This is a genomic window from Brevibacillus porteri, assembly GCF_003013475.1.
GTDB lineage: Bacteria > Bacillota > Bacilli > Brevibacillales > Brevibacillaceae > Brevibacillus > Brevibacillus porteri.
Window position 1 is genome coordinate 44,899 of sequence record NZ_PXZO01000037.1, and the last position, 24,663, is coordinate 69,561.

Below are 24,663 nucleotides of genomic sequence, written 5' to 3' on the forward strand. Positions count from 1 at the left end.
CACCCCTCAGGTTGTGTTTTCACACATAGAAACTCGGCATTCGGCAACTTCTTTCAGTCGCATTCGAATGCCTAAAAATAAAAATGGGTTAAAGCAGCTTCAACCATTTTTAACCCAGAGAAACTCTATTTTAAAAGAATTCCCATGTTTTCACGCAAACATTCCTATCTCAGGAAAAAAGTAGAAACGCTTGACAGACAGGGAATTGCTGAAAAATAGACATTTATCCCATATTGACATTTTATAATGCTATCACATTCAATTATTCACGTCAAGAAAACTTTTCTAATGATTTCTTCTTGCTTATTTGATTGCCCTGAATATGTGATAGCCTTTTTCCCGATCAATTTCTATTACTTCGCGGTACGTTTCCTGTAGCTTCTTCAATGCGGATGGGGCTCCTTGCTTCTTCTGAATGACAACCCACATTTCTCCGCCTTCTACCAACAGGTCGTATCCCTCTACAAAAATGCGATGAACGATTTCCTTACCCGCACGAATCGGCGGATTGGTCAGAATGACATCAAACTGCTCGCCTTGCACGCCGCTGTATACATCACTCACTCGAACCTCAACATTTTTTATTCCATTTGCTTCTGCATTACGACGAGCCAGGTTAACCGCACGCTCGTTCACGTCGATCATCGTCACCCGACCATGATCAGCAAGCTTGGCAGCCGTCAACCCCATCGGACCATACCCGCATCCCACATCCAGCACACGCGCATGACTGGAGATTTCCATGTTCTCGATGAGCAATACACTTCCAAAGTCAATCCGGTCTCGGGAAAAAACGCCAGCATCCGTTATGAAGCGAAGTTCATTACCACGGAGATTGAACGTAAATTGCTGTTCATCATGTGCAGCACCCGGTTGATTGGTATAGTAATGGTCTGCCACGTGTGATTCACCCTTCCTCATCGTTTACGAAAACCTCTATCATCAAAAGCTTATAGAAAATCCCCCTGCCGCAGGCAAGGGGATATCCTAAAGGAAGCTAACTTACTTTACTTCTACTTGTGCGCCAGCTTCTTCGAGTTTTGCTTTGAGAGCTTCTGCTTCGTCTTTGGAAACGCCCTCTTTGAGTGTTTTTGGAGCGTTGTCTACCAGGTCTTTTGCTTCTTTCAGACCCAAGCCAGTCAGCTCGCGAACAACTTTAATTACGTTGATTTTGGAAGCGCCGCCGCTTACCAGGTTAACAGTGAATTCAGTTTGCTCAGCAGCAGCTTCTGCTCCGCCACCAGCAACTACAGCTACAGGAGCAGCAGCAGTTACGCCGAATTCTTCTTCGATTGCTTTTACCAGATCGTTCAGTTCGAGAACGGACATGCCTTTAATGGCTTCCAAGATTTGGTCTTTAGACATTTGTAAATCCTCCATTCAAGGAATAGTATTTTTTTGAAATTAGCCGATCAGACGATTACGCGCCTTGACCTTCTTTTTGTTCTGCCACTGCTTTGACTGCCAATGCAACGTTGCGCATAGGAGCTTGCAGGACGGAGAGAAGCATGGACAAGAGACCTTCGCGGTTTGGTAGGGAAGCCAGAGCTTTAATTTGCTCAGCATCAACTACTTTACCTTCGATAACGCCACCCTTGATTTCCAGCTTGTCGTTTTTCTTAGCGAATTCAGCGATAACTTTCGCTGGAGCGATGATATCGTCTTTGGAGAACGCCAGAGCGTTTGGTCCAGTCAGATATTGATCCAGTTCAGTCAGGCTTTCCTTCTCAGTAGCCAAACGAGTCAGGGAGTTTTTCAACACCTGGAACTCAACACCAGCTTCACGCAATTGCTTACGGAGCTCAGTTACTTGTGCTACTGTCAGACCGCGGTAGTCAGCTACCACTGTAGTTTGGCTTTCGCGAAGCTTAGCTGCGATTTCGTTGATCGCTTGTACCTTTTCTTCACGAATAACGGTTGGACGAATTTCTGCCATTGATTACACCTCCCGTGCTCTAATCCTAGAAAATGAAGAATGCCCTCGCAGACTCACGAGGGCATAATGCTATATCGTCAAAGGAAAGCAGCGTTTCCTCATTCGTACATTACACGCCTCGGAGGGATATTAAGCGTTACTCTCACAAGCACCGCGCCTTCTGTCTACGGCATATTCTTTTCATCAACAGGGACTATCTTAACAACTCCCATAAAGGAAGTCAAGTGTCATTATTTTACAGCTACGCGTACACCAGGGCCCATAGTGGAGCTCAGTGTCACATTTCTCATGTAAACACCTTTTGCTGCAGCTGGTTTCGCGCGGTTCAGTGCGTCAGTCAGAGCAGCCAGGTTGTCAGCCAGCTTGTCAGCATCGAAGGATGCTTTACCGATCGGAGCGTGGATGTTACCTGCTTTGTCTACGCGGTACTCAATTTTACCTGCTTTGATTTCGTTAACCGCTTTTGTTACATCGAAAGTAACAGTACCGGTCTTAGGGTTTGGCATCAGGCCTTTTGGACCGAGTACACGACCCAATTTACCTACTTCACCCATCATGTCAGGAGTAGCTACTACAACGTCAAAGTCGAACCAGCCACCTTGAATTTTCGCGATCATGTCTGCATCGCCTACGAAGTCTGCGCCAGCTGCTTCTGCATCTTTTGCTTTTTCGCCTTTAGCGAATACAAGAACACGTTGTACTTTACCAGTACCATGTGGCAATACAACAGCGCCACGGATTTGTTGGTCAGCACGCTTAGGGTCTACACCCAAACGGAAAGCTGCTTCAACAGTTTCATCGAACTTAGCAGTAGCTGCTTTTTTAACCAGCTCAATACCTTCTGCTACTTCGTATACTTTGTTTTTATCAACGAGCTTTACAGCCTCTTGATATTTCTTACCTTTTTTCGCCATGATTAAATCTCCCTTCAATGTGGTCGTAGCGGTTGATCCTCCCACAGACAGGGGGGCACAACGTCTGTGCCCCCTTGCACTCAAGACAATTAGTCTTCGATTACGATACCCATAGAACGAGCTGTACCTTCTACCATGCGCATAGCCGCTTCTACGGATGCAGCATTCAGGTCAGGACGCTTCAGTTCTGCGATTTCACGAACTTTATCACGCTTCAGCGTAGCAACCTTTGTTTTGTTTGGTACGCCAGAACCGGACTCGATACCAGCAGCTTTCTTCAACAGAACTGCAGCTGGAGGAGTTTTTGTGATAAAAGTGAAAGAACGGTCTTCAAACACGGTGATTTCCACCGGAATGATCATACCTACTTCGCTTTCAGTGCGAGCATTGAATTCTTTACAGAATCCCATGATGTTTACACCAGCTTGACCGAGAGCCGGACCTACTGGAGGTGCAGGATTCGCTTTACCTGCTGGGATTTGTAATTTAATTACGCGGATAACCTTCTTAGCCACGTAACACACCTCCTTACTTCACATGTGGTTATTACGGGGGAATGCCCCCTCCCACCGTTTTTTGAAAGTCTCTATGTAAAAGACTTTCGATCTATAGTGAGAGTGCAAGAAACCCCAATTAATGTTGTGGGATTGTTAAAACAAAATGAAATGTACCACATAGCGCGATACTTTTCAAGTTGAATCCTAATCCAATTTTTGAACTTGTGTAAAGTCTAGCTCTACCGGTGTTTCGCGACCGAAGATGTCCACCAATACGCGAACCTTCTGCCTGTCCGGGTGAATCTCGATAATCTCCCCGGTGCGATTGGAAAATGGACCATCTATGACGCGCACCATATCGCGGAGAGCATAATCGACTCTGATCTTGGGAATTTCGATTCCCATTTGCTTGAGAATCGTATCGGCCTCTTCAGGACGCAGCGCTGTCGGCTTAGAGCCGGCGCCCGTGGATCCGACAAAGCCGGTAACCCCAGGAGTGTTGCGCACGACATACCAAGAGTCGTCCGTCATCACCATTTCAACAAGGACGTATCCAGGAAACACTTTTTTCGTGACGGTGCGCTTCTTACCATCCTTGGTTTCCACCTCTTCTTCAGTGGGAACAAGAACGCGAAAGATCTTGTCTTCCATGCCCATCGACTCGAGTCGCTTCTCCAGATTTGTCTTAACCTTGTTTTCGTAACCTGAGTACGTATGAAGTACATACCATGCTTTTTCCATATCCAACAGGACGATAACCGTCCGTCCCTCCTAAGACTTGCATAATTACGTTCCTAGAATCAAATCGATCAAGCGCGAGATACCCAAATCAACGACGAAGAAGAATATTGCCAGGAGCACAACCGTAACGAGTACAACAAGCGTATAGGTTGTCAACTCTTTACGGTTAGGCCAACGGACTTTCTTTAGTTCGGACATTACGTCACTAAAAAAACCACCGGTACGGCGAAAACTGGCTCCGATTCGTGATAAAAAACCCACTTTGCCACCCCCTGACTTCGTCGCATCAACCATTACTTCGTCTCGCGATGAAGGGTTTGCTTCTTGTCACGGGAGCAATACTTTTTCAGTTCAACACGTTCAGTAGTGGTGCGCTTGTTCTTCGTGGAGATATAGTTACGCTCGCCACACTCGGTGCACGCCAACGTGATGTTTACTCGCATTTATTGCCACCTCCATCTCATTTCAAACCTGCTATTAGTTAAAAGTACCCCGATGATAAATAGTACGGGAAAACCGCTACTTTTTCCAGACCATTTCATTCACCTAAGTAACCATAGAACAGAGAGATAAAAGTCTATGGCTACCTAAATAAATTTATCATACCGAAATACCCATGTCAAACAAAATGACTTGACAAGAAGAAGTCCTTTTGCTTCCAAAATAAAAAGAGAGATTCTCTACAGATGAATCTCTCTTCCTTCCAAATAGCGCTCTAGCTTGCGCTTTACTCGCTGCAATGCATTATCAATAGACTTGACGTGACGCTTCAGCTCGACGGCAATCTGTTGATAGGATCGTCCATCCAAATAGAGCATGAGAACCTGGCGCTCCAAATCACTCAAGATTTCACTCATTTTGCCCTCGATATCATCGAACTCTTCCCGATTGATAAACAACTCCTCTGGATCGGTCACTTTTGTTCCCGAGATCACATCGAGTAGCGTGCGGTCAGAATCTTCATCGTAGATAGGCTTGTCCAGTGACACGTAAGAATTGAGCGGGATGTGCTTTTGGCGTGTCGCCGTCTTGATCGCGGTAATGATCTGACGGGTAATACACAACTCGGCAAATGCTTTGAACGACGTGAGCTTGTCTCCTCGGAAGTCGCGAATAGACTTGTACAGTCCGATCATCCCTTCCTGCACGATGTCTTCGCGGTCAGCCCCAATAAGAAAATAGGATCTCGCTTTGGCACGGACGAAGTTTTTGTATTTGTTGATCAAATACTCCAAAGCTTCGGCGTCATTATCGCGAACCAGGTCGACTACTTCTTCGTCGGTCATTAGTTCATATTGGGCATGTTTTAACTCCTTGAGGTCAACACTCACAAATGATCCCTCCGCCAACCGGTTTCTCCAATAGATAGCGCTATTATACATGATGCCGTAAAAAAGCGTCAACCGAATCCAAGTTATTCCCTTCTCCATTTTTCGAATATTTTCGCTATTTCATCATTCAGCGTAATCCGCCTGGAGAAGCCGTCTTCTTGCGTTTTTTCGACTTGTTTCTTGATTTCTTTCCCCGCATTTTCCATATCGAGCAACAACTCCCGGGCAGATTTGCGCAAAGCTCCCTGCCCAAATATGACACGTTGTGACGTATAGTCAGAAGTTGCCACATAAATTTGTCGATTTTTATTGTGAAATTCGGAGACTAACTGCTCTATTTTTTCGTCAGCCGTCTCCTTTTTCTTCGTGAAATAGACTTCAACCTGGAAGTCTTCCATTTGACGGCCAATGCCAGGAACGTTGTACGCATCGAAAACGATGATAACCTTCGTCCCTGTGTAGCTCTGGTATTCTGCCATTTTTGCGATCAACTGATCACGCGCCTCGTCCATCCGCTCTTGATCCTTCAGCAGGCGCAGATCGGGCCAGGCGCCGATGATATTGTATCCATCTACGATCAACAGCTGCTTGGCTTTTCGTTTTGACATGTCATTTCACCCGCGTTGGAATTGGACTCCTGGAGCGATAGACTTCATACATCAACAAGGCAGCTGCTACAGAAGCGTTGAGTGAGGTAACATTGCCCGCCATCGGAAGGCTGTACAGAAAATCACAGTTTTCCCGAACGAGGCGACTCATGCCTTTTCCTTCGCTGCCAATGACAATCGCGAGCGGCATCGTATAATCACCCTGGCGGAAATCTTGTTTGGCACTCGCGTCTGTTCCTGCGATCCAAACACCGCGTTCTTTGAGCTCTTCCATGGTACGAACCAAATTCGTCACTCGCGCTACCGGCACGTAGTTGATCGCCCCTGCCGAAGCTTTTGCCACTGTTGCCGTAAGACTGACAGAACGTCGTTTCGGAATGATGACACCATGAGCACCGACTGCATCGGCTGTACGCATGATCGAACCGAGGTTATGCGGATCTTCCAGCTCGTCCAACAGCAAAATGAACGGCGCCTCGTTTTTTTCCTCTGCCCGCTTCAAAATATCGTCTACTTCTACGTAATCGTAAGCAGCAACAGAAGCCACTACACCCTGATGGTTGTCCGTCGACACGAGCTGATCCAGCTTTTTGCGGTTCGCTGTCGTCACAATGACACCCTGTTCTTTTGCCAAAGCAAAGACAGGTCCCATCAAATTTTTATTCGTTCCCTCTGCAACCCAAATCTTATTGATCGTACGACCCGATCGCAAAGCCTCGATGACGGGGTTTTTCCCCAGAATCCACTCTTCACTCATTTCACGATTCTCCTTCCACTATGGCAAAAGCCTGCAGCACAATTTCAGCGATCCGCTCTTCTTTTCCACACAAGTACAGGTACCCGATCAATGCTTCAAAAGCCGTTGCATGACGGTAGTCGATAATATCGGCGTTTTTGGCACTGGAACCGGATTTGGCATTCCGCCCCCGCTTCACTACATTCAATTCTTCCTCCGGCAATGTGGGCATTAACGTCAACAACACATTGGCCTGTGCTTTCGCTGAAACATAGCGGTTGGCCGCCTTGTGGAGCTGGTTTGGTTTAACCAGCCCCTTGGCGATCAAATGATACCTAACACAATGCGAATAGGTAGCATCCCCGAGGAAGGCAAGCACGAGTGGATTTGTCAGATTAGGATCTCGGGTTAGTTCTTCTTTTTGCATCTATTTTCTTCGGCCCCTTATTTTCGACGCCAGCGAACACCTTGTGGCGTGTCCTCCAGCACGATTCCTTTTGCTGCGAGCAGATCGCGGATTTCGTCAGAACGGGCAAAGTTTCTTGCTTTGCGAGCTTCTGTGCGCTCTTCGATCAACGCATCAATCTCACTATCCAACAGCTCCTGCTCTTCTGCAATTTCAAGACCAAGAACCTCCGTCAACTCCACCAACAAATCCATGTACGCACGAACTTCGGTTTCGCCTACATTTTGATGACGCAAATACAGGTTGGCTTCCTTCACGACGTCAAAAATAACGGTAATGGCATTCGCTGTATTGATATCATCATCCATCTCAGCAATGAAACGCTCACGAAGCTCTCCAATGATTCGTGCCTGCTCCTGTGCCTGATCATTCGGCTCTTCTGCGCGCACGGTATCCAGACGATGAGACAGATTCGTATACGCGGTCTTAATTCTATCTAGACCATTAGCCGCCTGTTCAATCAACTCTTCGCTAAAATTGATCGGGTTGCGATAGTGCCCCTGAAGCATAAAGAAGCGAATTAATTGACCGCCGAATTTCTCCGAAAGATCGCGTGCAAGCAAGAAATTCCCGAGGGATTTGGACATTTTTTCGTTATCGATATTGAGCATGCCATTGTGTAACCAGTAGCGAGCAAAGACTTTACCCGTAAAGCATTCTGACTGGGCAATTTCGTTCTCGTGGTGTGGGAACACAAGGTCTGTTCCGCCCGCATGGATATCGATTTCCTCACCCAAAAACTTCAGGGCCATAGCCGAGCACTCAATATGCCATCCCGGTCTTCCTTCGCCCCACGGACTGCCCCAGGTAACTTCTCCGGTCTTGGCCGCTTTCCAAAGGACAAAGTCCAGGGGATGTTCCTTTTTCTCGTTGATTTCTACACGAGCACCTGCCTGCAAATCATCCAACGGTTGATGCGAAAGTTTTCCGTATTCCTGAAAACGTCCCGTGCGGAAATAGACGTCACCTTCACTCTCGTAGGCAAAGCCCTTTTCAATCAGCCCTTGCACGAATTCAATGATCTCCGGAATAGTCTGCATCACTCGCGGTTGAATATCAGGTGGCAGTACGTTTAGTGATTTCAGATCAGCGTTGTACGCATCCGTGTATCGATCCGCCACTTCTTTGACAGTGACACCTTCCTGATTCGCCACACGAATCAGTTTGTCATCTACGTCCGTAATATTTTGCACGAATGTCACTTCGTAGCCACGATATTTCAAGTAACGGCGAAGTGTATCAAATACAATGGCAGGGCGCGCATTTCCAATGTGGATGTAGTTGTACACGGTCGGACCGCACACGTACATTTTTACCTTCCCTGGCTCCAATGTGTGAAACGGTTCCTTTCGCCGCGTCATCGTGTTAGTCAACTGAATGCCCATCGTTCTTTTTATCCTCCCTCAAAAGCTCCATTTCTTTGCGTAACTGATCAATTTCCTTTTGCATCATACGAATCGTATCCGCTACCGGGTCTGGCATGTTTACATGGTCCAGATCATTTTTGACCCGCTTGCCATCCTGGATGACGATGCGTCCCTTGATTCCTACTACGGTCGAGTTAGGCGGTACCTCCTGCAAGACAACGGCACCAGCCCCTATCTTTGAATTATCGCCAATTTTGAAGGAGCCCAACACTTTTGCTCCCGTAGCAATAATGACATCATTGCCGATTGTAGGGTGACGCTTTCCTTTTTCCTTACCTGTTCCCCCGAGTGTAACCCCTTGATAAATCGTTACATTGTCTCCGATTTCGCACGTCTCTCCGATCACAACACCCATGCCATGGTCAATGAACAGGCCGCGGCCAATTGTTGCGCCCGGATGAATCTCAATTCCCGTGAAAAAACGGGATAGTTGAGAGACAATTCGGGCGAGTGTACACAGCTCAGCCTTCCAGAGCCTGTGGGCAATCCGGTGCCCCCATATCGCGTGCAAACCGGAATAGGTCATAACGACTTCCAGCGTACTTCGCGCAGCCGGGTCTCGTTCAAAAACAGCATGAATGTCATCTCTCATCTGTGCTAACATTTTTGGGTGGCACCTCCTGCCTGATTTACCTGCTCACGTTCAACCTCAATGTCAGGGTTCAAAAAGTTGTCTTTTCAGCATTGAGAAAATAGCGAGAACCACTTTTTGAACTACCTTTTCAAAAAATAAAAAACGTCCCTATCCCCTCAAAAAACACGAAGGGACAGAGACGGGTTTACCGTGGTTCCACTCTGCTTAGATCGTCATCACTGTCACGAAAAACTCACAACAGTCATGAGCAAATCTCGCTCATATCCCGATAACGGCGGGAAGCCGATGGCGCCTACTGATATCTTTTCAAAAAGATAGGTTCAGCTCATCGCTCACAGGGGCATTTCCATACAGGGCACACCAGATGGCTCTCACCTATCCATCCTCTCTGTAGATGTGCAGACTGTTGTACTTCTCCTGATCGTCGCATTCATTATTTATAAAAGAAAACCAGCCAATACTTACTGACCGTTTGCAATTACTTGCTCTGCACGTGCAATCACCTTGTCACGTCCAAGCAGATACAACGTCTCCGCCAGATCGCGACCATGCGCCTGACCAGTTGCTCCTACACGGACCGGCATGAACAATGCCTTGCCTTTGTAACCCGTTTCCTTTTGCACGTCTTTGAGTACCGCTTTAATAACATCCACATTATATGCATCTTGGGCAGAAAGGTGTTTCACAAAGGAAGCAAGCACTTCCGGTAATTGCGGTTCTTTTAGCACCAGAGTTGCTTCTTCATCGTACACCACTTCGTCGAGGAAGAAAAGAGCTGCCAACGGAACGATTTGCGCACAGTAGGACATTTGCTCTTGGTACAGGCCTACGATACTGCGAACCCATTCGCGCTTCTCAGCAGACAAATTCTCTTCGATGAAGCCAGCTTTTTGCAGATGCGGGATACACATATCTGTAATCATATCCAGCGGTTGACGCTTCAAATAGAAGTTGTTCATCCAGTTCATCTTCGTTGCATCAAACACAGCTGGCGACTTGTTCACGCGGTCCATTGAGAACAGCTTGATCAGATCTTCCATTAAGAAAATCTCTTCTTCGCCACCTGGAGACCATCCCAAAAGAACAAGGAAGTTCACGATTGCTTCTGGCAAGAAGCCGAGGTCACGGTACTGTTCAATGAACTGAAGAATGCTCTCGTCGCGCTTGGACATCTTTTTGCCATCTTGGTTGAGGATCAATGCCAAGTGAGCAAAGTCAGGCGCTTCCCACCCAAACGCTTCGTAAATCATCAATTGACGAGGCGTGTTGGACAGATGCTCTTCTCCACGAATGACGTGGCTAATTTTCATCAAATAGTCGTCCACTACAACGGCGAAGTTGTATGTAGGAATTCCATCCGGACGGCAAATAACGAAATCGCCCATCTCGTTGGAGTTGAATGTTACCTGGCCACGAATCAGGTCGTTCACGACATACTCGCGATCATCCAGAACGAGGAAGTGAATGGATGGCACTCGCCCTTCTGCTTCGTACTGAGCACGCTGCTCGTCCGTTACATGGCGGTGCTTTTCCAGAATGCGTGGTGTTTCTCCACGCGCGAGCTGTTCTTCACGTTCTGCATCCAGCTCTTCTTTTGTCGCGTAGCAGTAGTACGCTTTGCCTTCTGCCAGCAGTTGATCGATATATTTCCGATAAATGTCCAGGCGTTCTGTTTGACGGTACGGTCCATATGGTCCACCAACGTCTGTACCTTCTTCCCATGTTACGCCGAGCCATTTCAGGTTTTTCATTTGCTCTTCGTCCGCATTTTCCTTATTGCGCGTTTGGTCCGTATCTTCAATCCGAACGATGAACGAACCACCGTGATGTTTCGCAAAAAGATAATTGAAGAGCGCTGTTCGCGCACCGCCGATGTGTAAATGCCCCGTAGGACTCGGCGCATAACGAGTGCGAATTTCTTTCGCCATTGGTAGCACCATCCTTATGAATGTAAAAGGCTATAAACCCTAGACCTAAGTAAAAACGTATCTAAGGCTTTATGTTACACCTTGCCCTTCTACTTGACAAGCAAGCATACTGCCTGTGCAGCGATTCCTTCCCCTCTGCCTGTAAAACCGAGTTTCTCGGAGGTAGTCGCTTTCACATTCACTTGCGAGAGATCTTCTGCCTCCAGCACGCGTGCAATGACTTCACACATTTGCGGGATGTACGGCGCCATCTTCGGCGCTTGGGCAATGATCGTTGCATCCACGTTTCCTAAACGGTAGCCGCGCTCCCGAACCAACTTCCATACATGCTCCAGCAGCTTCACGCTATCCGCATCCTTGAAAGCCGGGTCTGTATCTGGGAAATGACGGCCAATATCCCCCTCACCAATCGCTCCAAGAATCGCGTCACTAATCGCATGGAGGAGAACATCCGCGTCAGAATGCCCTAGCAAGCCTTTTTCATACGGGATGGTGACGCCACCGATAATGCATGGACGCCCCTCTACTAATTGATGCACGTCAAAACCTTGTCCAATACGCATGTGCTACTCTCCCTTTCGTTTCCGCAATATCTCTTCACCAAACCACAGATCGTCTGGCGTAGTAATCTTAATGTTCTCATAGCTTCCGTTCATAATCGATACCGGATGACCCAGCCACTCAACCAGCATCGCATCATCCGTACCCAGCTTCCCCGCTGCCTCTGCTGCCTGATGTGCCTCTCGCAATAAAGACATACGAAAAGCTTGTGGGGTTTGAACCGCCCACAAGCTTTCCCGTGCTGGGGTTGACTCTACAAGTCCTGTTGCCCCCACCACTTTAATCGTATCTTTGACAGGTACTGCCATGATCGTTGCCTGATCTTGTTGCACCTGTTTGATCATGTCACTGATCTGTTTGCGAGTGACGAAAGGACGGGCAGCATCGTGAACTAGTACGTAATCGCAATTTGCGGATAGTGATGCCAAGCCATTTCTCACACTGTCTTGTCGCTCTGCTCCACCCAGAGTAACCACAACCGTCAGCTTTTCAGCCGAGATCAAGATCGTTACTTCTGCGTGGTCTGCTTCACTCACCACTAGCACGACTTCATCAATGTCGGGATGAGTAGCAAAAAGACGTACCGTATGAGCCAAGATCGGCTCGCCCGCAAGCGGTAACCACAACTTGTTTCGTTGTCCACCCATTCGTTTACCCGAACCGGCTGCAACGATCACGACACCCGTACTCACTGATTCATCCCTCTCCTGTTGTCTTTTCTATAACGCTCGTTCCAGCAACTTTGGTTTGGCGAAGATCATGCGTCCCGCTGAAGTTTGCAGCACACTCGTTACGAGAACATCGACATCATTTCCGATGTATTCTCGTCCGCCTTCTACAACAATCATCGTGCCATCGTCCAGATAAGCGACACCCTGACCATGCTCTTTCCCATCTTTGATGACTTGAACGTTCATCTCTTCTCCAGGTAAAACTACAGGCTTAACTGCATTCGCCAAATCATTGATGTTCAATACCGCAACACCTTGCAGCTCACATACCTTGTTCAGGTTAAAGTCGTTTGTTACGACCTTTCCGTTAATGAGCTTAGCGAGCTTGATCAGCTTGCTGTCCACCTCGGATACTTCTTCAAAATCGCCTTCCCAAATCTGGACCTTTACCTTCATTTCTTTTTGAATCTTGTTCAAGATATCCAGACCACGACGACCGCGGTTTCTCTTCAGTACATCGGAGGAATCGGCGATATGCTGCAGTTCCTCTAGCACAAATCCCGGAATGACCAGTACCCCTTCCAGAAAGCCAGTACGGCAAATATCTGCGATGCGTCCGTCAATGATGACACTGGTATCGAGAATTTTATTTTCCAAGTTAGCGGCAGTTGTTGCACTATCCTTTTTCTTATCCTTACGTCCAATCGAAAATACCGACATAATCTCGTCCCGCTTGCGGAATCCTACCTGGAAGCCCAAATAACCGAGCAACCCGGAAACAATTAACGGCAAAAGATCTCCTACAAATGGAATCGGAATTTTACTGATGGGCAGGAATAATAAGAATGCAATAATAAGACCACTAATCAACCCCATCGCTCCGAACATCACATCGACAACCGGCATTTTGACGAGTGTCTCTTCACCCCATCGAACGATGCGCAGAACATAATCCACAACCCAATTCGCTAAAAAGAAAAACAAGATGGCACCTAGTACAGCTCCAATATATTGCGATCCGGCTACTACACCAAAGTTTAACAGTGGATCGAGCAACGAAAACAGTTCGTCACCAAAGCGATACCCTAATCCGCCACCAATCAAAACAAAAATGAATTTTCCTACTCGGCGTAACATGCCTTCACCTCCTTTTACTAATATAGACAGAAGCCTAAGAGTAAAACCCTATTTTTTTCCAAATCATTATAATGCTTCATTTTACTTTCCCTCACTATAGCAAAAAAGATTTTGCCATGTCAAATAGCCAAAAATTTTAACATAGTTGTCATTTTCTCGTCAACCCGGGAACACTCGTTTCCTTCGATGTTAAATTGACAGGGAGCTGACTCCCTTCTTATAATGTCAGTATCGTAATGAGAGAAAATTATGACGATACCAACAGCCTAAAGCAGAGGTGAACCAGATGGACAATCGAAACATAGACGACTTTCAAACGCAAGTATCCGAACTTTTGATCAGACATCGTAGCGTACTGGACGTCATGTCCAAAGTTCAGGAAACGGCATCCCGCATTAACCGTTCACTGACCAAAGCCATCACCGAATGCGGCTGTGTCGAAGTGGTTGCCAAAAAACAGACGTACGATTCGAACAAGAATCTGGAGGACAACAAGTCCCATTTGGACACCCACTTTAACGGACCGCTGTGCGAGCATTGTCGCGATGTAGTTACTGCTGAGCTTGGCAAAAATCTCTTTTACCTCACTGCCCTGTGCAATATTACTGACATTAAGCTAGAAGATGTGCTTCAGAAAGAATCCAACCGACTGAATACTTTGGGTGTCTTCAATCTGTCTTAAAAGTCCGTTACTCGTATTACGAATGAACCCTAAAAAAAGTTGCATACAAAAAAGAAAAACCCGCACATTGAAGTGTGGGTTTTTTTATGCCGTAACTATTCAAACGGAACGGATTCTTCCTCTTTGTTTTTACGCTTGCGTAATTTTTTGACGAGAAAGTCAACGTTTTTTTTTATTCCGTACAGTGCATAAAAAGCAAGTGGCAGGAAGACGATTTTTGGAAATTGCTGCGGATACTTAATCGCTACAACAACCACAATCGCGATGATAATGGGTGTGATCCAGTAAGCAGACTTTGGAATCCCCACTTTTTTAAAGTTAGGATACTTGACCTTTGATACCATCAAAAAGGCAAGCAGCAACATACTTACGGCAAGCAATACCGGAGTGAATACTTGGTGATAGAGTGCGAGCGTAGCCAGTACGCCCCCCGCTGCCGTAATCGGCAAACCGATGAAATACCCCGGAACCCCGGCCTGTACGTTAAAACGCGCCAAACGCAGCGCACCACAGATCGGAAAAATGGCTGTAATGAGAATCCCAAGCAAATCAAAGTGTTGCAAGACGACAACATACATGATGAACGCTGGCGCAATCCCAAACGTAATGACGTCAGAAAGTGAATCCAATTCCTTTCCGAACTCGCTTTGGGCATTCAACATACGAGCTACACGTCCATCCAGCCCGTCTGCCAGCATACCAATGATCACTGTGATCGCTGCATATTCGACGTATTGATCGCCTCGAAACGCAAGAATAATTGCTAAAACTCCCAGAAACAAGTTGCTTACGGTTAGTATGTTCGGTAACGATTTCACGAACATAGACTACCTCCTGATTTCTTTTGCGTAAGGAGCAGGTTATCCTGTCGACCTTGTTTTCATCCAAGTCCCCTAGGCAAATGTTGAATACAAATAATGCCTTTATCCTATTCTACTTTAAATGTGTCTGTCAATGAACACTTGTTCTTGAATCCGTTTCAGCCCCTCTTTAATCGCTCTCGCTCGGACCTCGCCAATGCCTTCCACTTCGTCTAATTCCTGAATCGTTGCCATCATGATTCGCGGCAGATGATGAAAATGCTCTACCAGATTTGAGATGATCGTAACGGGCAAACGCCGGATCTTGTACAGGATCCGATAACCTCTAGGGGAAACGGATTCATCCAGCATACTGGCATTGGAGGAATACCCCAGCGTTCGCAAAAAAGAAGTGAGTTCCAGCATTTCCTCCGAGTTTAATTTTTTCATGTCCCGCAACACGAGATCAGGTGAATAGGATGGATCTCGGGAATAATCCCGAATAAGCATGTGTGCCTCTTCCTCAATGTTTGAAACCAATTCCTCCAACTGCATACTGACGAGCCTTCCTTCTACCCCTAGCTCACATATGTACTTGGAGACCTCTGTCTTAATACGTAACACCATCTCAATCCGTTGCAAAACCGAGGCAACTTCGTGTAGAGTAACGAGCTCCTCAAATTCTAACGCACCGAGATTCGTCAATGTTTGATCAAGAACGGCCTTGTATTTCTCAAGGGTAGATACAGCCTGATTCGCCTTGGCCAAAATGACACTGATTTCACTTAAGACATACCGGAAATTCCCCTGGTACAACGTGATCACATTGCGACGCTGAGAGATAGCAATGACCAGATGATTCGTTTGAATGGCTGTCCGTTGCGCTGTACGATGCCGTGTCCCCGTCTCGCTCGTGGGGACTGAGGAGGGTGGGAAGATTTGCGTATTCGCGTACAGGATGCGTTTTGCGTCTTCACTTACTATAATCGCCCCATCCATCTTCGCTAATTCATACAAATGGGCAGGAGAAAAATCACAATTGATGGAAAAACCGCCATCGACAATCGTCTTCATCTCTGGACCGCACCCAATGACGATCAAGCCCCCGGTTTTGGCCCGTAAAACATTTTCCAATCCTTCACGAAGCTGTGTGCCGGGTGCCACGAGACGAAGCACATCACCGAATTGCGGAGCTCTTTTGATGTTCCCCTGCATGCCCACTCCTACCTCCTTATCACCTCGTTCAACGCATCGGCAATATTGCTCACACCAATCACTTGAATATCTGCTGGCGCATCCAGACCGCGGATGTTTTTCTCCGGGATGATAACACGCTTAAAGCCTAACTTATGTGCTTCTCGTACTCGTTGCTCAATACGAGAGACACCGCGCACCTCACCAGTCAAGCCAATTTCTCCGATAACGACATCATGCGGATTGGTAGCGTGATCACGGAAACTGCTTGCAATGCTTACGGCAATCGCCAAATCAACCGCTGGCTCATCCAATCTGACCCCACCTGCTACGTTTACATATGCATCCTGATTTTGTAGCATCATGCCCATGCGCTTTTCCAACACTGCCATGATCATCGCCACACGCTGATGATCGACCCCTGTTGCCGTTCTCCGTGGGGTGACAAAGCTGGTCGGGGCAACGAGTGCTTGCAGCTCAACCAAAACGGGACGTGTGCCCTCCATACTGGCTACGACCGTGGAACCCGCAACACCAAATGGACGCTCTGCTAAAAATATCTCAGACGGATTCGCCACTTCCTCCAAACCGCGATCCTTCATCTCGAAAATACCGATTTCGTTTGTCGAACCAAAACGGTTTTTGACGGCGCGCAAAATTCGAAACGTATTGTGGCGCTCCCCTTCAAAATAGAGAACAGCATCTACCATGTGCTCAAGCATACGCGGACCGGCGATGGAGCCTTCCTTGGTAACATGACCGACAATGAAGGTACCAATTCCTTTCCCTTTTGCAATCCGCATCAATTGGGCAGTCGCCTCCCGCACTTGTGCGACACTTCCAGCAGCCGATTGGATCGTCGGGTGAAACACGGTCTGGATCGAGTCAATAATCAGCACATCCGGGTCTACTTGATTAATATGCTGTTCGATCAAATCCAAATCATTTTCTGCCAATACAAACATCGGCGGCGTTTGCAAATGGAGTCGATCCGCGCGAATTTTGATTTGTTTTGCCGACTCCTCTCCAGATACATAGAGAACCTTTGCCCCTTGATGAGCCAAGGCAAAAGATGTCTGTAAAAGCAATGTCGATTTTCCGATTCCGGGGTCTCCTCCAACCAAAATGAGTGAACCCGGAACAAGTCCTCCACCAAGAACACGATTCAATTCTCCGATCGTGGTATCCATGCGTGGATCTTCTTCACTGGCTACCTGAGTCAATGGAATCGCAGATTGGCGTTGGCCGCCGCTCATCCCTTCGTGACGATGTGGATTTTTTACGGTCACTTCCTCCACCAAGGTGTTCCAACTGCTGCACCCCGGGCATTTTCCCATCCATTTTAGCGATTCATAGCCACATTCTTGACACGCGTATTTCGTTTTATACTTTGACATAGTCGCACCCTCACTTGGATTTTTTTCTCTACTTTTATCATAATTACGCACCCAAAAAAAGAATACCTCCCGAATCAGGAGGCATTCTATTACGTTTCAATCCAGCTTATGATTTCGTTTTTTCGAGGCGCTTAACAACCAGCTTGCCTTCTTCGGCTTCGATATTGACGGTATCGCCTTTACTGATCGTGCCCTTGAGCAATTCCTCGGACAAATTATCCTCGATGTGGCGCTGGATAGCACGACGCAGAGGACGCGCACCATAGGCCGGATCAAAGCCTTCTTTTGCCAATACTTTCTTGGCCTCTTCACTCAATTGGAAATCAATGTCTTGCTCTTTCAAACGTTTACGCAGATCTTCTGTCATGAGAGATACGATTTGCTCGATGTGCTCTTGCTCCAAAGAGTGGAACACGATGACTTCGTCGATACGGTTCAAGAACTCAGGACGGAAGCTCTTTTTCAGCTCATCCATGACTTTGTCCTTCATATCCTGGTACTTTCTTTCCGAATCGTTGGTCGTGAAGCCGAGCGTCGTATTTTTCTTGATCATGCTGGCTCCGACGTTGGAAGTCATAATGACAACCGTGTTGCGGAAATCAACGGTACGTCCCTTAGAGTCTGTCAGACGACCATCATCCAATACTTGTAGCAGGATGTTGAATACGTCTGGGTGAGCTTTCTCGATTTCGTCCAGCAAAATGACGGAGTAAGGCTTGCGACGCACTTTTTCGGTCAGCTGACCGCCTTCATCAAAGCCTACATAGCCAGGAGGGGCACCAACCAGACGAGCGGTGGAATGCTTCTCCATGTACTCGGACATATCTACACGAATCATGGCATCCTCGTCACCGAAAAGCGTCTCTGCTACGGCACGAGCCAATTCAGTTTTACCCACACCAGTAGGTCCTAGGAAGATAAACGAGCCGATCGGGCGCTTTGGATCTTTCAAACCAGCACGGGCACGGCGGATTGCACGCGAGATGGATTTGACTGCTTCATCTTGACCAATGACGCGATCGTGCAAAATCTCTTCCATCTTCAGCAAGCGCTCTGTTTCTTCTTCCTTCAGCTTCAATACAGGAATACCCGTCCAGCTCGCCACTACTTGCGCGATGTCTTCTGGTGTAACCTCCATGTTCAGCTGGCCTTGGCGCTCTTTCCAGTCTTTTTTCGTTTTATCCAGTTCTTCACGCAGTTTTTGCTCCTGATCGCGAAGTGCTGCTGCTTCCTCGAACTCTTGTGATTGTACGGCTGCGTCTTTTTCCTTGCGTACCTCTTCCAGACGTCCCTCCAGCTCTTTGAGGTTTGGTGGAACCGTAAAGGATTGCAAGCGAACTTTGGAGGCCGCCTCGTCGACCAAGTCGATAGCCTTGTCAGGCAGGAAGCGTTCCGTAATATAGCGGTCAGACAGTTTTACTGCCTGCTCGATTGCTTCATCGGTAATTTTGACACGATGGTGGGCTTCGTAACGATCACGAAGGCCATGCAGGATACGAATCGCATCCTCCGGTGTCGGTTCATCAACCTGAATCGGTTGAAAACGACGCTCCAGTGCCGCGTCTTTTTCGATGTACTTGCGATATTCATCCAGCGTAGTGGCACCCACGCACTGTAGCTCGCCACGTGCCAGAGCAGGCTTCAAAATGTTGGAGGCATCAATTGCGCCTTCTGCTCCACCAGCACCAATCAAGGTGTGCAGCTCATCAATAAACAGGATGATGTTTCCTGCTTGGCGAATTTCGTCCATGATTTTTTTCAGACGATCTTCGAACTCACCACGATATTTGGTTCCCGCAACAACGGTTCCCATATCGAGTGTCATGACGCGCTTATCACGAAGGGTCTCTGGAATTTCGTTGTTCACGATTTTTTGGGCAAGACCTTCTGCGATAGCTGTTTTCCCGACGCCAGGCTCCCCAATCAAAACAGGGTTGTTCTTAGTACGTCTACTAAGTACTTGGATCACACGCTCGATTTCTTTTTGGCGACCAATGACAGGGTCCAGCCCGCCATCACGAGCGATTGCAGTCAGATCCCTTGCCAAGCCGTCCAATGTCGGCGTATTCGCCGCTGGGTTCCCTCCAGACGGTTGATGAGATGCCATCATTTCCGAGCTGCCAAGGAGCTGGAGCACCTGTTGACGTGCCTTGTTCAGGCTAACGCCCAAATTGTTCATGATTCTCGCAGCAATGCCCTCTCCTTCACGGATCAAGCCAAGCAAAATATGTTCAGTCCCCACATAGGTATGACCCAGTTTGCGGGCTTCGTCCATTGACAGTTCAATAACCTTTTTGGCGCGAGGTGTATAGTTTGGTGTGTAATTACTACCGGACTGCTCTGTTCCTCGCCCGATTAACGACTCCACTTCACTCTGGATTTTATCGAGGCCAAGCCCAAGTGATTGCAGTGCCTTCGCCGCAATTCCTTCGCCTTCTCGAATGAGTCCCAGCAGCACATGCTCTGTCCCAATATCTTTGTGTCCGAGACGAACCGCCTCTTCCAGGGCAAGCGCCAGTACTTTTTGTGCTCGTTCTGTAAAACGTCCAAACATCATATCGTACACCTCCGTATAACCGTGTTTTTTCTCTATATGGTTAACAATTGCGTGATACCATTACGATTACTCTTGTGATTCTACTACGCGCAGACGTTCGCGAATCAGCCTTGCCCTTCTTTCGTCACGTTGGTCCGGAGTGAGCTTTTGTCCAGCGTGGTGCTGTAAAAACCCCGGCTGTGTCGTGACCAACAGTTCGTTTAGGACGAGCGGAGATACATTTGGAATAATACCTAGATCAATCCCCAAACGTACATCGGACAGGCGCTGAGCTGCCTCCTTTGACTCTACTGTGCGAGCGTACATCAGGATGCCATACGACCGAAAAATCCGATCCTCTAAAGAAACCCGGGTATGCTCCAGCAAATAAGCACGTGCCACACGCTCTTGCTCAATTATCTGTCTGGCTACACCGTAGAGATTGGAAAGGATATCTGACTCAGACATCCCCAGTGTGACCTGATTGGATAACTGAAAAAGATTCCCTAGAGCTTCGCTGCCCTCTCCGTAAATTCCTCTAACAACTAGACCAACTTGATTAATTGCCTGTAAAATTCTGCTGATCTGCTGCGTCATCACCAAAGCCGGCAAGTGCAGCATCACAGATGCACGAATACCCGTACCCACATTGGTTGGGCAGCTTGTCAGATATCCTCGTGTTTCGTCGAAAGCGTAGTTCAAGTTTTTCTCAAAAATGTCGTCTATCTTCGTACCTAATTCCCATGCCTCGTTCAAACGAAACCCGGGTAATAGTACCTGTATTCGAATGTGGTCTTCTTCATTAACCATAATGCTGACAGACTCATCTTCACGAAGTAATACGGCACCTTTGCGAGATTCCTCTGCCAGATGAGGGCTAATCAGATGCTTTTCTACGAGCACCTTTTTTTCTAACGGGTTAATTTGGTCCATATGGATGATCTGAAGCTGGTGCCTTTTGCGCATTGCCTCCGAATCGCTTACTTCCGTTACCTTTCTGACGACTTCCTCGCCCTGCGAGTCCGTTGCCAATAACGGAAAGGGGTGCTGGCGCAGGTTACGGGCGATACGCAGCCGTGTACTAATGACAATGTCGGAATCAGGACCTTCTCCTTTCATCCAATTGCTCCACGGGTTTTGCATAAACTGCTTTTGGGACATAACCAGCTAACCTCCCTTGCTACGATTGGGCCATTTTTTGTTCCAATGCTCGAATTCGATCACGCATTTCTGCTGCCTTCTCGAATTCTTCACTGGCGACATGACTTTGCAGCGCTTGCTTTAGTTGTTCCAGCTCTTTACGGATCTTCAATTTGCCACCGGTACGCTCTGGTACTTTTCCACTATGCTGTGTGTTTCCGTGAATCCGGCGAAAAAGGGGGTCCAGTCGGTCACCCAAAAAGGTGTAGCAATCACTACAGCCAAATCGTCCACTTTTACTAAATTGAGAATATGTGAGTCCACATGTTTCGCATTGAAGCGGCTTATTCGTTGCCGTTTCGCGTCCATTCTTTTGCATGGGATCAAATTTTAAAAGTCCTGACAGGAGATTGTTGATGCTGAAGTTGTGAAAGCCGGTAAAGACGTCCCCTTTTTCATGAGCACACTGCTCGCAAATATGGTATTCGGTTTTTTCGCCATTGACGATTTTCGTCAAATGAAGTGTCGCCGGTCGTTTTCCGCATTCCTCACAGTTCATAACATCATACCTCCTTTTACTTCAACAAGATTGCTGCGATCATCTGCTTTAAAATATTTGCCCGCAAACGATCCCGCAATTCAGCTTCTAGCGTCAATACATTTCGCGAGGTAGCGATTTTCATCAAGGTGGCTTCTCTGATGTTGACTAATCCTTCTTCCATTAGTCTTTCTACGATCGCATTTCCCACGCTCTGACTGATGCTCTCACCAATCAGTTCTTCTGTTAGCAATTCCTGCAAGCGTGCTTTGCTGACAATCTGCACCTTGCGTATGCGAATATACCCGCCGCCCCCGCGCTTACTCTCTACAATGTATCCTTTTTGAACGGTAAAACGCGTATTGATGACGTAATTGATCTGAGACGGCACACATTGAAAATGGTCGGCAAGCTCACTACGCTGAATCTCGATCGATCCATTGGGACTGTTTGTAATGATGCTTTTCAAGTGATGTTCAATGATGTCCGAGATGTTACGCAAGTCATCGCCTCCTATTCCTCTGTGTATGTTCTTATGAGGTTACCTATTGACTTTGACTATCTTTGACGTTAATTATAATGGGTTTACTGCGTGCCCGCAAGTGTCCCTTACACATTCTAGTTTGGGCAAAAGAAGGTCGCTTGAAACTTGGACATGATCAACAAAAAAACCACTCCCTGAGGAATGGTTTATGTTTGTTCTTGTGTGTTGGTGTCGATTGCTGGCAAATGATTCAGTAGCTGAGTGAAGCTGGTGATGATGACATCTGCCCCATCAAGCTCGCCTGGTTTGGCAAAACCAAAGTCGCATCCAATGGTAAATAAACCGTTTGTTTTGCCTGCTTCCACGTCGGAGTGACGATCTCCTACCATGATGGCCTGCCCGATTTTGTAATCAGACAACAATTTTGCAACCAGGTCATTTTTGGAATGCGTACGGAAACGACCGGCTGAGTACAGATCGGTCATCAGCGGCTTTAACTCGTATTCCTGACAAATGGCATCGATGTACTCTTCCTGCCCATTGCTTGCTACAAACAAAGCAAATCCTTTCTCACGAAGCGTTTCCAAGGTTGATTTTACATCCGGATAAAGCTCGGTCACTCTTTCTTTGAGTAACTGGATTTCATTATCTAGCAAGAAGGCGTCTGCTGAGCGAATGGCTTCCTCACTCGCGCCCGGCAGCAATTTGTCCCAGATCTGCTCGATCGTCATTCCCAGTACATTGATCAGTTCACGCTCGTCAGGGGTTTCCCCTTGCCATAGCCCTTGTTGACGAAGCTGGTCAAACGTTCGAATAAATGCGGGGGTCGATAGCTTTTCTGTTTGCAGTAACGTGCCATCCATATCAAATAATATGGCGAATGGTACAGTCATGGGTTCCTCCATTTTGTCTGGCTAGGCAGCTATTCTACTTCTCTTGACAACATATTCATATCATCCATGATAAACTCAGTAATTCGTTGTGCAGCATCTGGCTTCGAGATTTTCTGTCCCATTCTGCGCATATAGTCCACCTTGGACGGGCTATGCAATAGTTCATCGATAAAGTAAATCAATTGCTCTGACAGATTGGCATGTACCGCACATCCATTATTGAGCAAAAAGTGGCTGTTCCTCTCTTCTTGTCCAGGCAGAGGGTTGTAAATAATCATGGGTACCCGTTTACTCATTACTTCAGCTGATGTAAGTCCGCCTGATTTGGTGACGATTAAATCAGCCGTCTCCAAGTATTCATGGAAGTTATTGATGAATTTTAGTGGAACGACTTCATGGCGATACGTACGATTTATCACTTTATTGTACAGCTTGTCGTTTGTCCCTGTTAACACAAAGGTTTTCAGAGGAATGTTAATCTCTTCTAGCCCATCTAATACCTTTTCCATCGAGCCGAGACCCAATCCGCCCCCTGAAAGAATAATGCTCTTTTGTCCAGGAACGAGGCCCAGCTTTTGCCGAATCAAATCAGGGTCCAATGGTAAGCTGAATTTTTTCATGATGGGAATGCCCATCGGAATGAATTTTTGATGGTCCTGACGATAAACGTCTAACAGGTAATACAGTTGTTCATGGCCGATGAAGTAATAATTGATATGGTGATTAATCCATGAAGGATGGATGGTATAGTCAGTAATGATCGTATAGATTGGTTCCTTCCAATCATTTCTCCCCTTCAGTACGGAGAGCATACAGCTTGCAAACGGATGCGTAGCAATAAAGGCATCAGGCTGTACACTGTTGATCAGCTTTTTCAGTTTGTTTGCCAATAACTTATTCATCAGCACATTCATATCGAAGAAACGGGTTTTTTCCGTATTATGGTAAATCCTTCCCCACATCTTGGGTGACAGCCTTAACAGATTCATATAGCTTTCCAGCAAAATCTTGTGAAAGGTGGGGCTAATATATTCCAACGTATCGATGATCATTGATGTGCAACCACTCTCGGCCAAGCTTTCCTGCATGGCTCGCGCTGCCTGGTTGTGTCCGTTACCGATGGAAGCGGAAAAGATTAGAATTTTTTTCATGAACGATTCTCCTTCATAACCTCGCCTACTCCAACGCCTGGATCAGGTACCTTCTCATGTTAGTCTACCCCAAGACCCGTCTGCAAGAGGGAACTTGTCGGTCATTCGGCCTAACTTATCGACAAAATAATCGCGAGTTTGACTTTTTGCTATAAAAACGAAAAACCTCCTTACCCATTCTGGGGTAAAGAGGTTGGTTTCATTCCCTGAAAACTGAATACGCATGATTGCTAAGAGTGTGTGGATAAGTCCTCGACCGATTAGTATTCGTCAGCTCCACGCGTTACCGCGCTTCCACAC

Annotated in this window: 28 protein-coding genes and 2 other annotated features; of the genes, 1 reads left to right on the forward strand and 27 read right to left on the reverse strand. The window is 47.0% G+C overall.

Going from position 1 to position 24,663, the window contains the following annotated elements; all coding sequences use genetic code 11:
• Positions 1-303: 303 nt before the first annotated feature.
• The 18 genes from C7R92_RS18725 to C7R92_RS18810 all read right to left on the reverse strand — a co-directional run bounded on the left by C7R92_RS18725 (position 304) and on the right by C7R92_RS18810 (position 13,548).
• A complete protein-coding gene (locus C7R92_RS18725) occupies positions 304-900 on the reverse strand; it encodes a class I SAM-dependent methyltransferase (RefSeq protein WP_069852859.1) in 597 nt (198 codons plus the stop codon).
• Between the two features lie 102 nt (positions 901-1,002).
• Positions 1,003-1,365, reverse strand: a complete 363-nt coding sequence (gene rplL / locus C7R92_RS18730) for a 50S ribosomal protein L7/L12 (RefSeq protein WP_007716218.1) — start codon at positions 1,363-1,365, stop codon at positions 1,003-1,005.
• Positions 1,366-1,420: 55 nt separating this feature from the next.
• Positions 1,421-1,936, reverse strand: a complete 516-nt coding sequence (gene rplJ, locus C7R92_RS18735) for a 50S ribosomal protein L10 (RefSeq protein ID WP_012683973.1) — start codon at positions 1,934-1,936, stop codon at positions 1,421-1,423.
• A gap of 24 nt (positions 1,937-1,960) precedes the next feature.
• Positions 1,961-2,124: a sequence feature (ribosomal protein L10 leader region), on the reverse strand.
• A 42-nt stretch (positions 2,125-2,166) separates the two neighbouring features.
• The gene (gene rplA, locus C7R92_RS18740) at positions 2,167-2,850 is read right to left on the reverse strand and encodes a 50S ribosomal protein L1 (protein ID WP_017247037.1); all 684 of its coding nucleotides are present in this window, start codon (positions 2,848-2,850) and stop codon (positions 2,167-2,169) included.
• 89 nt (positions 2,851-2,939) lie between these two features.
• Complete coding sequence (rplK, locus tag C7R92_RS18745; protein ID WP_005828886.1) at positions 2,940-3,365, reverse strand: 50S ribosomal protein L11; 426 nt, start codon at positions 3,363-3,365, stop codon at positions 2,940-2,942.
• Between the two features lie 186 nt (positions 3,366-3,551).
• Entirely contained in the window at positions 3,552-4,088 is a 537-nt protein-coding gene (gene nusG / locus C7R92_RS18750; protein WP_017247036.1) for a transcription termination/antitermination protein NusG, read from the reverse strand.
• A 45-nt stretch (positions 4,089-4,133) separates the two neighbouring features.
• Entirely contained in the window at positions 4,134-4,382 is a 249-nt protein-coding gene (gene secE / locus C7R92_RS18755; protein WP_012683970.1) for a preprotein translocase subunit SecE, read from the reverse strand.
• Complete coding sequence (gene rpmG / locus C7R92_RS18760) at positions 4,382-4,531, reverse strand: 50S ribosomal protein L33 (protein ID WP_003392018.1); 150 nt, start codon at positions 4,529-4,531, stop codon at positions 4,382-4,384. The genes secE and rpmG overlap by 1 nt, the downstream gene beginning before the upstream one ends.
• A 237-nt stretch (positions 4,532-4,768) precedes the next feature.
• On the reverse strand, positions 4,769-5,419 hold the full coding sequence (sigH, locus tag C7R92_RS18765) for an RNA polymerase sporulation sigma factor SigH (protein WP_005828894.1): 651 nt from the start codon (positions 5,417-5,419) through the stop codon (positions 4,769-4,771).
• Between the two features lie 83 nt (positions 5,420-5,502).
• Positions 5,503-6,027 carry an NYN domain-containing protein gene (locus C7R92_RS18770; RefSeq protein ID WP_017247035.1) on the reverse strand — a complete coding sequence of 175 codons (525 nt, stop codon included), beginning with the start codon at positions 6,025-6,027 and terminating at the stop codon, positions 5,503-5,505.
• A gap of 1 nt (position 6,028) precedes the next feature.
• Positions 6,029-6,784, reverse strand: coding sequence for a 23S rRNA (guanosine(2251)-2'-O)-methyltransferase RlmB (gene rlmB / locus C7R92_RS18775; RefSeq protein WP_012683967.1), 756 nt, complete (start codon positions 6,782-6,784; stop codon positions 6,029-6,031).
• Position 6,785: 1 nt separating this feature from the next.
• Positions 6,786-7,190 (reverse strand): Mini-ribonuclease 3, encoded by a 405-nt coding sequence (locus C7R92_RS18780; protein WP_106835265.1) that lies wholly within the window; start codon positions 7,188-7,190, stop codon positions 6,786-6,788.
• A 17-nt stretch (positions 7,191-7,207) separates the two neighbouring features.
• Positions 7,208-8,614 (reverse strand): cysteine--tRNA ligase, encoded by a 1,407-nt coding sequence (gene cysS, locus C7R92_RS18785; RefSeq protein ID WP_069852861.1) that lies wholly within the window; start codon positions 8,612-8,614, stop codon positions 7,208-7,210.
• Entirely contained in the window at positions 8,595-9,260 is a 666-nt protein-coding gene (gene cysE / locus C7R92_RS18790; protein ID WP_106835266.1) for a serine O-acetyltransferase, read from the reverse strand. Before cysE ends, cysS begins: the two co-directional genes overlap by 20 nt.
• Before the next feature lie 162 nt (positions 9,261-9,422).
• Positions 9,423-9,685, reverse strand: a binding site (T-box leader).
• A 27-nt stretch (positions 9,686-9,712) separates the two neighbouring features.
• A complete protein-coding gene (gltX, locus tag C7R92_RS18795; RefSeq protein WP_106835267.1) occupies positions 9,713-11,179 on the reverse strand; it encodes a glutamate--tRNA ligase in 1,467 nt (488 codons plus the stop codon).
• 89 nt (positions 11,180-11,268) lie between these two features.
• Entirely contained in the window at positions 11,269-11,742 is a 474-nt protein-coding gene (gene ispF / locus C7R92_RS18800; RefSeq protein ID WP_017247030.1) for a 2-C-methyl-D-erythritol 2,4-cyclodiphosphate synthase, read from the reverse strand.
• Between the two features lie 3 nt (positions 11,743-11,745).
• A complete protein-coding gene (ispD, locus tag C7R92_RS18805) occupies positions 11,746-12,432 on the reverse strand; it encodes a 2-C-methyl-D-erythritol 4-phosphate cytidylyltransferase (protein ID WP_106835268.1) in 687 nt (228 codons plus the stop codon).
• A gap of 27 nt (positions 12,433-12,459) precedes the next feature.
• Complete coding sequence (locus C7R92_RS18810) at positions 12,460-13,548, reverse strand: PIN/TRAM domain-containing protein (protein ID WP_017247028.1); 1,089 nt, start codon at positions 13,546-13,548, stop codon at positions 12,460-12,462.
• 286 nt (positions 13,549-13,834) lie between these two features.
• Between C7R92_RS18810 and C7R92_RS18815 the strand changes: the two genes are divergently transcribed.
• A complete protein-coding gene (locus C7R92_RS18815; protein WP_007716195.1) occupies positions 13,835-14,230 on the forward strand; it encodes a nucleoside triphosphate pyrophosphohydrolase family protein in 396 nt (131 codons plus the stop codon).
• A 95-nt stretch (positions 14,231-14,325) separates the two neighbouring features.
• On the opposite strand, the gene pssA is transcribed toward C7R92_RS18815, so the two are convergent.
• The 9 genes from pssA to C7R92_RS18860 form a co-directional block, all read right to left on the reverse strand.
• The gene (gene pssA, locus C7R92_RS18820; protein WP_017247027.1) at positions 14,326-15,054 is read right to left on the reverse strand and encodes a CDP-diacylglycerol--serine O-phosphatidyltransferase; all 729 of its coding nucleotides are present in this window, start codon (positions 15,052-15,054) and stop codon (positions 14,326-14,328) included.
• Positions 15,055-15,168: 114 nt separating this feature from the next.
• Positions 15,169-16,245, reverse strand: a complete 1,077-nt coding sequence (gene disA / locus C7R92_RS18825; RefSeq protein WP_017247026.1) for a DNA integrity scanning diadenylate cyclase DisA — start codon at positions 16,243-16,245, stop codon at positions 15,169-15,171.
• Between the two features lie 8 nt (positions 16,246-16,253).
• Positions 16,254-17,621 (reverse strand): DNA repair protein RadA, encoded by a 1,368-nt coding sequence (gene radA / locus C7R92_RS18830; RefSeq protein WP_106835269.1) that lies wholly within the window; start codon positions 17,619-17,621, stop codon positions 16,254-16,256.
• A 106-nt stretch (positions 17,622-17,727) separates the two neighbouring features.
• Positions 17,728-20,178 (reverse strand): ATP-dependent Clp protease ATP-binding subunit, encoded by a 2,451-nt coding sequence (locus tag C7R92_RS18835; RefSeq protein ID WP_017247025.1) that lies wholly within the window; start codon positions 20,176-20,178, stop codon positions 17,728-17,730.
• Positions 20,179-20,244: 66 nt separating this feature from the next.
• Entirely contained in the window at positions 20,245-21,318 is a 1,074-nt protein-coding gene (gene mcsB, locus C7R92_RS18840) for a protein-arginine kinase McsB (protein ID WP_069852871.1), read from the reverse strand.
• A 19-nt stretch (positions 21,319-21,337) separates the two neighbouring features.
• Positions 21,338-21,856 (reverse strand): protein-arginine kinase activator protein McsA, encoded by a 519-nt coding sequence (gene mcsA / locus C7R92_RS18845; RefSeq protein ID WP_007716182.1) that lies wholly within the window; start codon positions 21,854-21,856, stop codon positions 21,338-21,340.
• Positions 21,857-21,872: 16 nt separating this feature from the next.
• Positions 21,873-22,337, reverse strand: coding sequence for a CtsR family transcriptional regulator (locus C7R92_RS18850; protein ID WP_017247023.1), 465 nt, complete (start codon positions 22,335-22,337; stop codon positions 21,873-21,875).
• Positions 22,338-22,525: 188 nt separating this feature from the next.
• Positions 22,526-23,212, reverse strand: a complete 687-nt coding sequence (locus tag C7R92_RS18855) for an HAD hydrolase-like protein (RefSeq protein WP_017247022.1) — start codon at positions 23,210-23,212, stop codon at positions 22,526-22,528.
• 29 nt (positions 23,213-23,241) lie between these two features.
• Entirely contained in the window at positions 23,242-24,363 is a 1,122-nt protein-coding gene (locus tag C7R92_RS18860; RefSeq protein ID WP_106835270.1) for an MGDG synthase family glycosyltransferase, read from the reverse strand.
• Between the last annotated feature and the right edge of the window lie 300 nt (positions 24,364-24,663).

Excerpts from the sequence above, each read along its gene's own strand:
- cysS (WP_069852861.1), bottom strand. The coding sequence starts at position 8,614 with ATGGGCATTCAGTTGACTAACACGATGACGCGGCGAAAGGAACCGTTT.
- ispF (WP_017247030.1), bottom strand. The coding sequence starts at position 11,742 with ATGCGTATTGGACAAGGTTTTGACGTGCATCAATTAGTAGAGGGGCGT.
- C7R92_RS18810 (WP_017247028.1), bottom strand. The coding sequence starts at position 13,548 with ATGTTACGCCGAGTAGGAAAATTCATTTTTGTTTTGATTGGTGGCGGA.
- pssA (WP_017247027.1), bottom strand. The coding sequence starts at position 15,054 with ATGTTCGTGAAATCGTTACCGAACATACTAACCGTAAGCAACTTGTTT.
- radA (WP_106835269.1), bottom strand. The coding sequence starts at position 17,621 with ATGTCAAAGTATAAAACGAAATACGCGTGTCAAGAATGTGGCTATGAA.
- rplL (WP_007716218.1), bottom strand. The coding sequence starts at position 1,365 with ATGTCTAAAGACCAAATCTTGGAAGCCATTAAAGGCATGTCCGTTCTC.
- C7R92_RS18780 (WP_106835265.1), bottom strand. The coding sequence starts at position 7,190 with ATGCAAAAAGAAGAACTAACCCGAGATCCTAATCTGACAAATCCACTC.
- secE (WP_012683970.1), bottom strand. The coding sequence starts at position 4,382 with ATGGTTGATGCGACGAAGTCAGGGGGTGGCAAAGTGGGTTTTTTATCA.
- C7R92_RS18855 (WP_017247022.1), bottom strand. The coding sequence starts at position 23,212 with ATGACTGTACCATTCGCCATATTATTTGATATGGATGGCACGTTACTG.
- disA (WP_017247026.1), bottom strand. The coding sequence starts at position 16,245 with ATGCAGGGGAACATCAAAAGAGCTCCGCAATTCGGTGATGTGCTTCGT.
- rlmB (WP_012683967.1), bottom strand. The coding sequence starts at position 6,784 with ATGAGTGAAGAGTGGATTCTGGGGAAAAACCCCGTCATCGAGGCTTTG.
- rplA (WP_017247037.1), bottom strand. The coding sequence starts at position 2,850 with ATGGCGAAAAAAGGTAAGAAATATCAAGAGGCTGTAAAGCTCGTTGAT.
- C7R92_RS18815 (WP_007716195.1), top strand. The coding sequence starts at position 13,835 with ATGGACAATCGAAACATAGACGACTTTCAAACGCAAGTATCCGAACTT.
- C7R92_RS18770 (WP_017247035.1), bottom strand. The coding sequence starts at position 6,027 with ATGTCAAAACGAAAAGCCAAGCAGCTGTTGATCGTAGATGGATACAAT.
- cysE (WP_106835266.1), bottom strand. The coding sequence starts at position 9,260 with ATGTTAGCACAGATGAGAGATGACATTCATGCTGTTTTTGAACGAGAC.
- nusG (WP_017247036.1), bottom strand. The coding sequence starts at position 4,088 with ATGGAAAAAGCATGGTATGTACTTCATACGTACTCAGGTTACGAAAAC.
- C7R92_RS18835 (WP_017247025.1), bottom strand. The coding sequence starts at position 20,178 with ATGATGTTTGGACGTTTTACAGAACGAGCACAAAAAGTACTGGCGCTT.
- C7R92_RS18860 (WP_106835270.1), bottom strand. The coding sequence starts at position 24,363 with ATGAAAAAAATTCTAATCTTTTCCGCTTCCATCGGTAACGGACACAAC.
- mcsA (WP_007716182.1), bottom strand. The coding sequence starts at position 21,856 with ATGAACTGTGAGGAATGCGGAAAACGACCGGCGACACTTCATTTGACG.
- rpmG (WP_003392018.1), bottom strand. The coding sequence starts at position 4,531 with ATGCGAGTAAACATCACGTTGGCGTGCACCGAGTGTGGCGAGCGTAAC.
- mcsB (WP_069852871.1), bottom strand. The coding sequence starts at position 21,318 with ATGTCCCAAAAGCAGTTTATGCAAAACCCGTGGAGCAATTGGATGAAA.
- gltX (WP_106835267.1), bottom strand. The coding sequence starts at position 11,179 with ATGGCGAAAGAAATTCGCACTCGTTATGCGCCGAGTCCTACGGGGCAT.
- rplJ (WP_012683973.1), bottom strand. The coding sequence starts at position 1,936 with ATGGCAGAAATTCGTCCAACCGTTATTCGTGAAGAAAAGGTACAAGCG.